At 32.0% G+C, this 12,169-nt stretch carries 10 protein-coding genes; 2 read left to right on the top strand and 8 right to left on the bottom strand.

Going from position 1 to position 12,169, the window contains the following annotated elements:
* The 6 genes from hisB to B3J44_RS14570 form a co-directional block, all read right to left on the bottom strand.
* Window positions 1–1,124: bifunctional histidinol-phosphatase/imidazoleglycerol-phosphate dehydratase HisB (gene hisB, locus B3J44_RS14595; protein ID WP_286969216.1), on the bottom strand; the 1,124-nt coding region annotated here is incomplete at its 3' end.
* Window positions 1,125–1,290: 166 nt separating this feature from the next.
* Complete coding sequence (gene hisC / locus B3J44_RS14590) at window positions 1,291–2,340, bottom strand: histidinol-phosphate transaminase (RefSeq protein ID WP_286969215.1); 1,050 nt, start codon at window positions 2,338–2,340, stop codon at window positions 1,291–1,293.
* Window positions 2,341–2,426: 86 nt separating this feature from the next.
* The gene (hisD, locus tag B3J44_RS14585) at window positions 2,427–3,710 is read right to left on the bottom strand and encodes a histidinol dehydrogenase (RefSeq protein ID WP_286969214.1); all 1,284 of its coding nucleotides are present in this window, start codon (window positions 3,708–3,710) and stop codon (window positions 2,427–2,429) included.
* Between the two features lie 127 nt (window positions 3,711–3,837).
* Entirely contained in the window at window positions 3,838–4,695 is an 858-nt protein-coding gene (hisG, locus tag B3J44_RS14580; RefSeq protein ID WP_198855693.1) for an ATP phosphoribosyltransferase, read from the bottom strand.
* 309 nt (window positions 4,696–5,004) lie between these two features.
* Complete coding sequence (locus B3J44_RS14575) at window positions 5,005–6,405, bottom strand: sensor histidine kinase (RefSeq protein WP_286969213.1); 1,401 nt, start codon at window positions 6,403–6,405, stop codon at window positions 5,005–5,007.
* 4 nt (window positions 6,406–6,409) lie between these two features.
* On the bottom strand, window positions 6,410–7,072 hold the full coding sequence (locus B3J44_RS14570) for a response regulator transcription factor (protein ID WP_198855695.1): 663 nt from the start codon (window positions 7,070–7,072) through the stop codon (window positions 6,410–6,412).
* 198 nt (window positions 7,073–7,270) lie between these two features.
* On the opposite strand from B3J44_RS14570, the gene B3J44_RS14565 reads away from it, so the two are divergent.
* Window positions 7,271–9,409: an LTA synthase family protein gene (locus B3J44_RS14565; RefSeq protein WP_286969212.1), complete on the top strand. Its 2,139-nt coding sequence runs from the start codon at window positions 7,271–7,273 to the stop codon at window positions 9,407–9,409.
* Window positions 9,410–9,668: 259 nt separating this feature from the next.
* Here B3J44_RS14565 and B3J44_RS14560 read toward each other — a convergent pair whose 3' ends face one another.
* Window positions 9,669–10,667 carry a zinc dependent phospholipase C family protein gene (locus B3J44_RS14560; RefSeq protein ID WP_198855697.1) on the bottom strand — a complete coding sequence of 333 codons (999 nt, stop codon included), beginning with the start codon at window positions 10,665–10,667 and terminating at the stop codon, window positions 9,669–9,671.
* Between the two features lie 324 nt (window positions 10,668–10,991).
* Here B3J44_RS14560 and B3J44_RS14555 point away from each other — a divergent pair, with 324 nt between their 5' ends.
* Window positions 10,992–11,792 carry a hypothetical protein gene (locus B3J44_RS14555; protein WP_286969210.1) on the top strand — a complete coding sequence of 267 codons (801 nt, stop codon included), beginning with the start codon at window positions 10,992–10,994 and terminating at the stop codon, window positions 11,790–11,792.
* Window positions 11,793–11,797: 5 nt separating this feature from the next.
* Here the strand turns inward: B3J44_RS14555 and B3J44_RS14550 are convergent.
* The coding region (locus B3J44_RS14550; RefSeq protein WP_286969208.1) for a putative sulfate exporter family transporter at window positions 11,798–12,169 on the bottom strand (372 nt) is incomplete at its 5' end.

The following is a 12,169-nucleotide window of genomic DNA, read 5'->3' as shown; positions in this document are numbered from 1 at the left end:
TTCGTTGAAGGCAAAATCATTTTTTCGGTATCTCTTTTTACGGCTACTTTTATTGCTTTCGCGAAAGCTTTAAAAATTGCTTCAATTTTATGATGCTCGTTGATTCCTTCCGCTTTAATGTTTAAGTTAGCTTTTGCACCGTCTGTGAATGATTTGAAGAAATGATAAAACATTTCAGTTGGCATTTTTCCAACCATTTCGCGTTTAAATTCGGTTTCCCAAATAAGCCAATTTCTTCCTCCAAAGTCAATTGCCGCTTGCGCTAAACAATCGTCCATTGGAAGACAGAACCCGTAACGCTCAATTCCTAATTTATTTCCTAAGGCTTTTGCGAAAACTTCTCCCAAAGCAATTGCAGTATCTTCGATTGTATGGTGTTCATCAACTTCTAAATCCCCTTTTACAAGAATTTCCAAGTCCATTTGACCGTGACGCGAAATTTGATCTAACATGTGGTCAAAAAAAGCTATTCCGGTGTCGATTTTGCTTTTTCCTGTTCCGTCAAGATTTAAGTTAATATAAATATCCGTTTCATTCGTTTTTCTTGTAATAGAAGCCGAACGCGCTTCTAATTTTAAAAACTCATAGATTTTCTTCCAATCCATTGACTGCAAAACAATGGTATCGTTCAATTCTTCACGTTTAGATGAAATTTCAGTACTCCCTGCTCCATCTGTGTCATTCATGAAAATTGCTTTTGCACCAAGGTTTTTAGCCAATTCAACATCTGTCAAACGATCTCCTAAAACAAAAGAATTTTCAAGATCATATTGCGGATTGTTCAAATATTTGGTTAACATTCCAGTTCTTGGCTTACGTGTTGGTGCATTTTCTTCTGGAAAAGTTCTGTCTACAAAGATTTCATCAAAAACAACTCCTTCGTTTTCAAAAGCTTTTAAAATGAAATTTTGCGTTGGCCAAAACGTATCTTCTGGAAAACTATCTGTTCCTAATCCGTCTTGATTGGTAACCATTGCCAATTCATAATCTAATTCGTTAGCAATTTTAGCCAAATATTGAAATGCTTTTGGATAAAATTCTAGTTTATCTAAACTGTCTAATTGGTAGTTTTCAGGTTCTAAAACAATCGTTCCGTCACGATCGATAAAAAGTACTTTTTTCATGGTTTATTTTTCTTTTGCCACAGATTAAAAGGATTAAAATGATTTTTTTTAGCCACGAATTCACAAATTTCTCTAATTCAATTCGTGTTAATTTTTGTAATTCGTGGCTAAAAATCACGCACAGAAAGAAATCATTTTAATCCTTTTAATCTGTGGCTAATAATTTTTAGCTTAATAATTTTAATTCTCTTATAACAACCTCGTTTTCTTCTTTTGTTCCGATTGTAAAACGAAGACAATTTTCGCATAAAGGCTGTGTTGTTCTGTTTCGAATTACGATTCCTTTTTCGATTAACTGATCGTATCTTTTGTTCGCATCATCTACTTTTGCTAAAATAAAATTAGCTTCTGTTGGATATACTTTTTCAACAAAACTTACTTCAAGTAAAACTTTAAGCAACTCTTCTCTTTGCTCAATAATAGAAGCTATTTCTTGCTTAATTTTATCAAAATCCTTCAAACGTTCGATTGCTCTTTGTTGCGTTAATTCGTTTACATTATAAGGCGGTTTGATTTTATTTAAAATTGAAATTACAGCTTCAGAAGCATAGCAAACCCCTAAACGAATTCCTGCTAAACCATAAGCTTTAGAAAGTGTTTGCGTAATCACTAAATTTGGATAGGCATCAATTTCTGCCAACCAGCTTTCCTTCTCCGAAAAATCAATATATGCTTCATCAATTACTACTAAACCTTTAAAGTTTTGCAATAATTTCACCACACTTTCATCTGAAAAAGAATTTCCTGTTGGGTTATTTGGTGAGCATAAAAAAATAATTTTCGTATTCTTATCAACCGCTTCTAGAATCTTTTCTACTTGTGGCTGAAAGTCTGTTGATAGCAGAATTTCTCTGTTTTCAACCGCATTAATATTAGCCAAAACACCATACATTCCGTATGTTGGCGGCAACGAAATGATATTGTCTTTATTTGGTTCGCAGAAAGCTCTAAAAAGCAAATCTAAAACTTCGTCGCTTCCGTTTCCTAACAAAATCTGGCTTTGTTTTATTAAATTGTTTTTAGCCAAAATTGCTTTAACCGAATTTTGTTGTGGATCTGGATAGCGGTTTACACCATTTTGAAACGGATTTTCATTAGCATCTAGAAAAATCATTTCGGCTGTGTCAAAATCTTCAAATTCATCTCTTGCCGAAGAATATGGTTTTAAGGATTTTACGTTTTCACGTGTTATTGTATTTATATCGAAAGTGCTCATTGTTTTATTTTTTTTTAAGAAGCAAGAACCAAGATGAAAGACTTTAAAAAAACTTGTTTCTTCGCTCTTTCTTCTTCCTTTGTCTTTTATTCTAAACTCTTTAATCTTAAGGTCACTGCGTTTTTATGCGCTTGCAATCCTTCAGCTTCAGCCATTCTTTCGATAGCATTTCCAATATTCTGAATCCCTTTTTCTGATATTTTTTGGAATGTCATCGATTTCATAAAGCTGTCTAAATTTACACCGCTGTAATTCTTAGCGTAACCGTTGGTCGGCAAAGTATGATTGGTTCCTGAAGCATAGTCTCCTGCACTTTCTGGCGTATAATTTCCAATAAAAACAGAACCCGCATTTACGATTCCGTTACAATAGAAATCATCATATTCAGAACAAATAATGAAGTGCTCAGGGCCATATTCATTTATTAAGTCTAGAGCGATCTGATCGTTTTCAACAAAAATTAGCTTTGAATTCTCAATGGCTTTTTCTGCAATTGCTTTTCGCGGAAGCACTTGTAATTGAGTCTGAACTTCTTTTTCTACTTCGTCAATTAGTTTTTTTGAAGTCGAAACCAAAATTACCTGACTATCTGTTCCGTGTTCTGCCTGAGATAGTAAATCTGAAGCTACAAAAGCAGGGACTGCGCTATCATCTGCGACAATTAATAATTCTGAAGGACCAGCAGGCATATCGATTGCTACTCCAAATTGAGTTGCCAATTGTTTTGCTACGGTTACAAACTGATTTCCTGGTCCGAAAATTTTATACACTTTCGGAATAGATTGTGTGCCGAAAGTCATTCCTGCAATGGCTTGAATTCCGCCAACTTTCAAAATTTTAGTTACTCCACATAAATTCGCAGCGTACAAAATCGCTGGATTTATTTTTCCTTTTTTATCTGGTGGCGAACACAAAACAATTTCTTTACAACCCGCAATTTCAGCCGGAACAGCCAACATTAAGACTGTAGAAAACAAAGGTGCTGTTCCTCCTGGAATATATAAACCAATTTTCTGAATTGGTCTTTTTTCTTGCCAGCAGTTTACTCCTTCAATCGTTTCAACAGAAACGCGATCTGTTTTTTGAGCGTTGTGAAAATTATAAATATTGTTTTTTGCTAATTCGATCGCTTCCTTCAATTCAATCGGAATCAGACTAATTGCTTCTTCAATTTCTGCCTGAGAAACTTCATAATTATCTAACGAAATTCCGTCAAAAATCGAAGTGTATTTTGCAACCGCTTCATCTCCTTTTCTCTGAACCTCTTTAAAAATCTCTTTTACTGTAACTTCAATATCATCAACAGTTTGTGTTGGTCTTTTTAATATTTCTGACCAGATTTCTGGTTTTGGACTGATTATTTTATTCATTTTTTTAAGCTTTAAGCTTTAAGCTGTAGACTTTAGGCTTTATTAACGTTGTGTTTATTTTTTGCATAAGGAGCAAGCTTTTCAAAAGCCTAAAGCTTAAAGCTTACTGCCTAAAGCGGGCGCAGCCCTAAAGAACCATTTTCTCAATTGGGCAAACCAAAATTCCTTCTGCTCCTACTTCTTTTAGTTGATCAATTACGTCCCAGAAAGTATCTTTGTCAATTACCGAGTGAACACTGCTCCAGCCTTCCTGTGCCAATGGCAAAACGGTTAAACTTCTTAAAACTGGAAGAATTTTTCCAACTGCATCAATTTTATCATTTGGAACGTTCATCAAGATATATTTTGAATTTCTAGCTCTTAAAACGGCTTGAATTCTAAATTTTAAAGTATCAATGTGTTTTTGAATTTCTGGAGAAACTTTTGGAGAAACAGCTAAAACCGCCTCGCTTTTCAAAATAACTTCAACTTCTTTTAAATTGTTTTTGAATAAAGTGCTTCCGCTTGAAACAATGTCTACAATAGCGTCTGCAAGACCAATGTTTGGCGCAATTTCTACAGAACCAGAAATCTGGTGAATATCAACACTTAAACCAAATTTACTGAAATATTCGTTAACTGTATTTGGATAAGAAGTAGCAATACGAAGTCCCGCTAAATCCTGAACCGAATTGTATTCGAAAGTTTTAGGAACTGCTACTGAAACTTTACATTTGGAGAAACCAAGTTTTTGAACTACTTCAATTCCTTTTCCTTTTTCTACCAAAAGATTATCGCCAACGATTGCTAAATCTACCACTCCGTCAATTAAGTATTGAGGAATATCTGAATTTCTTAGGTATAAAACTTCAAGAGGAAAATTTGAAGCTTCTGCTTTTAATTGGTCGATTCCGTTATTGATTGAAATACCGCAATCTTTAAGAATTTGGATACTGTCTTCGTTTAAACGACCTGATTTTTGAATTGCAATTTTTAAAGTACTCATTTTTTTAGTTGTTGTTTGATTAATAGTTTGAGTACAAAGAATTGGTATAAAAAAACCCGTTTGATGTACTCAAACGGGTTTTAAAATATGATGATTTACACACATACCATTAACACATCGCTTGAGAGCAATAATGAAAATGATGATGATGTAATTGATTTGAAATCATTGTTTGGTTTGTTTTATAATTCTTTGATTCGGTTGCAAATATACTAGATAAAACAATTAAAAAACAATTTTTAATTTAACTTAACGATAGTTTATTGTTAAAAATCGTTTTAGACCACATTTTTTGCAATGATTTTAAAATTACTTTAACGAATTATCATATTCTTCAAAAACCAATAAAACGCTAGTTCCTTTTCCTATTTCACTTTCAATTTTAAACTTAACCTGAAGTAAATCTGTCATTCTTTTTACAATAAATAATCCAAGTCCTGTTCCTTTAATTTCTGAGTGATTGAGAGAATCTGATCTAAAAAACGGATTTAAGATAGATTCCAAATCCTTCTTAGCAATGCCAATTCCTTGATCAACAATAGTACAAATAACTTTATCATTTTGTCTAGACAATGAAATTCGAACTTCGCTATTACGTTTTGAATATTTAACAGCATTAGAAATGATATTTCGAAGAATCGTTACGGTTAAATAATTATCAGAATAAATATAAAACTCTTCTGAAGCATCTAGAACCACATTTATTTGTTGTGATTTAATCTTATCTGCATTCAATGTCAAAACATCTAAAACTACTGCATTTAGATAAATATTTTCTTTGTTTATATTTTGTTTTTGATTCTCAAAACGAGCCATCAAAAGAAGCTGATCTACGAGAGAATTTAAGTGATCTACTTCATTAATGCAATAGTTAATTTTTTCTTCGTATTCCTTACTATCTCTAGGTTTACGTATGAGTACTTCAAGTGTTCCTTTAATTACAGTAAGAGGAGTTCTTAACTCGTGCGAAGCGTCAGATGTGAACTGTTTTTCGCGTTCTATGGCGTCTTCAATTCGATTCAATAAATTATTAATTGTTTTTGAAAGCGTAAACAATTCGTCTCTTGTTTTTGGCAACGGAATCCTTGCTTTTAGGTTGTCTTTCGTAATAATTTTAGAAGTCTGAATAATATTATTTATTGGCCTAATACTTCGTCCTGCAAAGAATCTTGCCAGAAAAAACAAAATCAAAAGAATAATTGGAAATGCAATCATTAAGGTATCCAACAGGTTTTGCAAGACTTTTGACGAATCTGAAAGCGACATTGCAATAATCAAATAACCAATTTTTTTAGCTCCAATATGAAGCGGAACTTGAATTTGACGAATTTTATTACCTAGTAGTTTAGTATCATAAAGCTCAAAATGATCTTTGTTTTTATGAAAAACTAGCTTCTCATTTTTTAGATTGGGAGACTTTTCAATTATGTTTTTATTCAAATCTAAAAATTGGACAAAAACAGGATTTACATCAACAGAATTGTGTTCTCTTTCTTCCCATTCTTCACTATCCATAAAAACAACAACACCATTTTCAATTCTTAATTCTTTTAAATGATCTTGAACTTCTATGTTTAAGTTTTCGTCAATATGATTGTAAACCGTCAGTTTTACAATAAAATAAATTGCAGAAAAAACCACTAAAACAAGAAGCCCTGTTCCTACAATATAATTTAATGCAATTCTATTTTTAAAGGAGAGTGATGTCATTTTGCTAATCATTGGCAATATACCCAATACCACGAATGGTTTTTATATAATCTTCTTCAATTTTAAGGTTTAGTTTTTTTCGAATTGCATTCATAAAAACATCAATAACACCAGTGTCGTACTCAAAATTAATTTCCCACACATCTCTCAAAATTTGATTTCTTGTGCAGACTTTTCCTTTGTTTTGAATTAAATATGCCAACAATTCAAACTCTCGTTGCGTAAGCGAAATTTCTTCTTCTCCTTTTAAAACAATATGTCTGGACAAGTCCATTGTAATATTTCCTAAAGTCAATGTTTCAATTTGCTTTTTATTTCTAAAGTGAACTTTAATTCGCTCAACCAATTCCTCAAAACTGAAAGGTTTTTTGATATAATCGTTTGCGCCCGCTTTCAATCCTTCAATCGTTTCCTGCACAGTATCTTTTGCTGTTAAAAAAATAATTGGCGTAGTTTGATCTTTAATTCTAATGGCTTTACACAGATCAAGTCCGTTGATTTTTGGGAGCATCCAATCCAAAAGGATCAAATCAAATTTTTGTTCCTGAACTAGTTCAAAACCTTTTGAACCATCGGCAGCAGTAGTAATTTGATAACCTTCCTCTAGCAAGCCTTGTTTTAGAAATTGAACAATTCCTACTTCGTCTTCAACTATTAAAATATGCATTTATCGTATCTGATTAAAATTTGAATTTCTTTTTTGTAATCCAAAGATAAATAATTTAGCTCTCAGAAATGGCCTACACTACCAATTAATAAAGAAAACCAGAATCTTAAGCAAATATTAAGTTAATGTTAAGTAAGGTAAAAGTCGAACTTAATCTGACGTTAATAATTCGTAAGTAATTTTGTAAAAAAATAACTGATGAATTTTTTCAAAAAACTTTCGCCGTTTTACAATCTGGCACTGCTTTATTTTGTTGTAAGTTTCACACTTAGAATTGTTTTACTTTTTCACCCAATTACTCAAAGCTCTTTCTCATTTATCGAGAGCTTAAAGATTTTTTCGCTGGGTTTAGTTTCAGATTTTTTTGTTTTCTCGATAGCATTAGCCTTTTTATGGCTTTATCTTATTTTTATTTCAAATTCAAAATACAATAAACCTTACGGATATATTATACTGGCAGGTTTTCTGGCGCTTTTAATATATATAGCGTCAGGAAAAAGCATTTTTGACGAGTATGGAGGTGCTTTACCTAAAATCGTTTTGATTTTTGTTTCGCTAAAAACACTTTTGTTTGCGCTTTTTCTTTTTTTGCCAAAGCACAGAAATAAAATTAGATACTGGCTTTTTGCATTTGTGATCTTTCTTTATGTTTTACTAATTCTTCAGAATGCAATTAGCGAATTTTTCTTCTGGAATGAATTTGGCGTAAAATACAATTTTATAGCTGTCAATTATCTGATTTACACAAATGAAGTTATTGGAAACATTATGCAGTCTTATCCTGTAATTCCAATATTCTCTACTTTGTTTGCCATTACAGGAATTATAACCTATTTTATTATCAAGAATTCTAAAAATTATATTGATGAAATTCCAAGTTTTAGCGAAAAAATAAAAATCACAGCACTTTATGCAGTGTTATTTATTACTGCTTTAGTAGCTGTTCCTGGATTAGCCAAAACAGAAAATTCTAAAAATGTTTTTGTAAACGAATTACAGTCTAACGGAATCTACAAGTTTTATTTAGCCTTCCAAAATAACAAATTGGACTATTACAAATTCTACAAAACGATTCCTAATGAGAAAGCATTTGCCATTTTAAAACAAGAATTGCCTGCTATTTCTGGAAAAAATACACTTAGAGAAATAAAAGAAGACTCGTTAGAACAACGAAAAAATGTGGTTTTAATTACGGTTGAAAGTTTAAGTGCCGATTTCATGAAAATCTACGGAAACGAGCAAAATATTACTCCATTTTTAGACAGTCTTGCTCAAAAAAGTTTACTTTTTACAAATGTTTATGCTGCAGGAAACAGAACTGTACGTGGTCTTGAAGCTGTAACCTTGTGTCTTCCTCCTACAGCTGGCGAAAGTGTTGTAAAAAGAGAAGACAATAAAAATAAGTTCTCAACTGGATCTATTTTTCTTCAAAAAGGCTACAATGTAAAGTTTATGTATGGTGGAGATGCTTTTTTTGACAACATGCAGGACTTTTACTCAGGAAACGGATATCAAATTGTTGACAAATCGAGCTTCGCTAAAAATGAAGTCACTTTTTCTAACGTATGGGGAGTTTGCGATGAAGATATGTACAATAAAGCTATTAAAATCATGAATGCTGAAGCAAAGGAAAACAAACCTTTCTTTAACCATATCATGACAGTTAGCAATCACAGACCGTTTACTTATCCAGACAATAAAATTGATATTCCTGGAAATATTAAATCTCGTGATGGTGGCGTAAAATATACTGATTATGCTCTTCGCCAATTTTTTAAGCAAGCTGAAAAACAACCTTGGTATAAAAATACTGTTTTTGTCATTGTGGCCGATCATTGTGCTTCAAGCGCAGGAAAAACAGAACTTCCATTAGACAAATATAGAATTCCAGCATTAATTTACACACCAGGTGCAAAACCTGAAAAGTTCAATAAATTAATGTCACAAATCGATGTTATGCCAACATTATTTGGACTTCTAAATTTTGATTATCATAGTAAATTTTTTGGTTGCGATGTTCTTAAAACAGACTATCAACCTCGAGCTTTTATAGCTACTTATCAGGATTTAGGTTTAATAAAAGATAATGTTTTAACTATACTTTCTCCTAAACAACAGATACAACAGTTTCAGTTAAAACTTAACGAGAAAACTGGAATTTCTCCTGAATTTCAAATTTATTACGATGAAATTCCATTAAAATCAAAGAATCAAAGTTTAATTGAGCAAACTATTTCTTATTACCAAGCTGCTTCCTATGTCTTGAAAGAAAAAGAATATCAGTTTAAAGAAATTGCAAATAAGAATAAAAAGTTATACGCAAACGTTCGTGACTAATACAAAAAAGAAATCCGGCATCTGTCGGATTTTCTTTTTTATGAATCCATTTATTTGCAGCTATTTTTTAATCACAGAGAATGCTAAGTTTTTTTTTGAAGTATCTTTTCCTTTTGCGGTTAGTGAAGTCAAAGCTGTTTTTTCGATATTTATATTATAAAAACAAACCCGACAGGTTTTTAAACTTGTCGGGTTTTGTTTTATTTTAAGGATTTCATAGAAACTAGAAAACTTAAACTATGAAATTTGAAATCAATTTTTAATCATTTTGATTTTTCATTCCAAACAAATCACCTTTTTGAAACAATTTCAAATCATCTTGTAAAGCTTGATAATTTCTTTGTGTAACCGCTGGAGCATCTAAATCGCTCAAATCTGGTTTTCCAGCATTGATCCATGCAGTATACCAAAAACTTGCGGTTGCAGCAATAGCTTTTTTCATTTGGCTTTCAACCATTCCGTTTAATTGTTCGTGAAGTTTTTTAGCATAATCCTCAGAAAAAACAGCAGTATTGTACCTCGTTTTCATTACATTTCCTTCTGCATCCAATTTAAATACTTTGTCTTGTGGAGTTGCAGTTCTCAACTTTTTATCGATATCCAATAAAGGTTGCGCCAAGCTATGAGTATCGTTAATCAAGTCCCAAATAGCTTTGTGAACGTCTGGATAATACTGTGCTTCAGGAACATTTAATTTATAATTTTTAACAAACAACTCTGGTAATCTACTTTCCCAAAGTGAGTGAATTCCTTTTTGATCTGTTAATTGTCCGTCGTGATTTGCAGAAGTATGCAATGGCATGTGCGCATCACCAACATAATGTCCTAAATCTGCAGCAAGGAATAAGATTTCAGCTTTATTTTTATCTTTAAAAGCTTTGGTCAATTTTGCCATCATATCTTCCATATACCATGGTAAGATTCCGTTATCCGACAAGAATTTAGCATCGTATTTTTGTTTTGCTTCTTCTAATGTTTTTGGATAAGTGTCAGCAGGACCAAAATTTTCCATGTCAAAATAATGTCTTGGTCCTTCTTCTTTATAATTTAAAGCATATTTACGGATATCTGGAACCGAAGCTTCTTGGGTAATAAAATCAATGTGATTGTAGAAAAATATCTGCAATTGTTTTGGTAAAGCCATTACAGCAGCTTTGTTAATACGTTCATGGCCTACAGTTCCCCATGACAACATAATAAAGCCAATAACTAATACACCGAAAGCGATTAATTTTGGTCTCATTTGGATTTTTTTCATTTGTTTTTTTATTAGAGGGAGCAAATTTAGTTTTAATTAAAGAATACGCAAAAAATACTATCAATAAGATTCTGTTATTTTAACTTTTTGAGATTTTACCTCGTAAAAACAGCATAAGTTCATATTAACAATAATTTTCTTTATACATTTGCTTTACCATCAAAATTCAATTTTATGCGCCAGATTACTTTAAATTTATTTCTATTAATTTCTACCTTTTGCTTTGCACAAGAAACTGATTTGCAATTAAAAAACGTCAGTGACACCATATTAAATCAAAAAAGAGTCCTTAAGGTATCTGATCCTTTGAATGGTGAAAAAACAATGCAAAAATTGTTTCCAGGTAATTTATATCACCTTTCTGATAAAAATACTTTCATAAGCTGGAAATGCAAATCCTGCAAACCTTCGTCTTATGTTGATGTAAATGGCGTAGAAGGAGATCAAATGTTTCCTTATAGCGAAGGTGTAGCAACAAGACTTTTGGCTAATATTGATTATAGCGATTCCAAAGGAAATCAGTTTAAAATTTTAGTTTTCAATCATTCTGTTCATGATGAAGACGGCTTGCAAACAGGACGTTTTTCTGGCGGATTATTAGGTGTGGCAAAATTCGCAAAGAATGCTTCTGTTTGGGAAATGAAATCTTTTCAACCTGCAGTTGCTGCTTTTGGATCTTTTGCACAATGTCCAACTCCTAAATTAGTTGAAATTGGAGAAGATCAATATGCTTTATCACTTGTTCATGCCAATGGTGGCGCAGGTGCTCCATACAATGGTTATTTATATATAATCGCCGGATTTGATGGAAAATATCAGCCTCTAATGGAAATTGACTATTATTCTCTTTTCAATAGCATTAGCTCAGAATGGTCAAGCAATTATACTGTCGTTACAGATAATAATAAAAAATTCTTCAGAGATTTTAAAATCGTAACAAAAGGTTCATACAAAAAAGCAAAACGTACAGAAGATGATTTCGAAGTTGATTTACCGGCTGAACTTGCAGAAATGGCAAAAACCAAAAAGCAATTTAATTTTGTAATTGAAAGGCATTACTCATTCAAAGGAAAATTTTACAAAATGATTGACAAACCAATTGTAAAATTCTCCAATGTAAAATAATGACATTATCCTAAATAAAGTATTGATAATAAAGCTAAAACAGCTATAAAAATCCATAAAAAAACACCTTGAAGTAAAGGCTTTACTCCTACTGCTTTTAAAGTGGCAAAGTTTAGCGTTGCACCAATTAGAAATAAAGTTATAGTTAAACCAATTTTAGCAATACCAACAAGATGTGCTGTAAAAATGGTTGTTGACGGAATATAGGTATTCACTAACATTGCAACAACAAACAAACCAATGAAATAAGGAATTTTAATTTTTGAGTTCTTGCTTTTAAATAAAAAAGCAGTCAAAATTGAAATTGGAATAATCCATAAAGCTCTGGCTAATTTTACTGTTGTTGCAACCTGAAGCGCTTCTGCACCATATTTATT

Source organism: Flavobacterium sp. UBA4854, assembly GCF_002399805.1.
Taxonomy (GTDB): Bacteria; Bacteroidota; Bacteroidia; order Flavobacteriales; family Flavobacteriaceae; genus Flavobacterium; species Flavobacterium ginsengisoli.
This window is presented reverse-complemented; position numbering and strand designations above follow the sequence as displayed.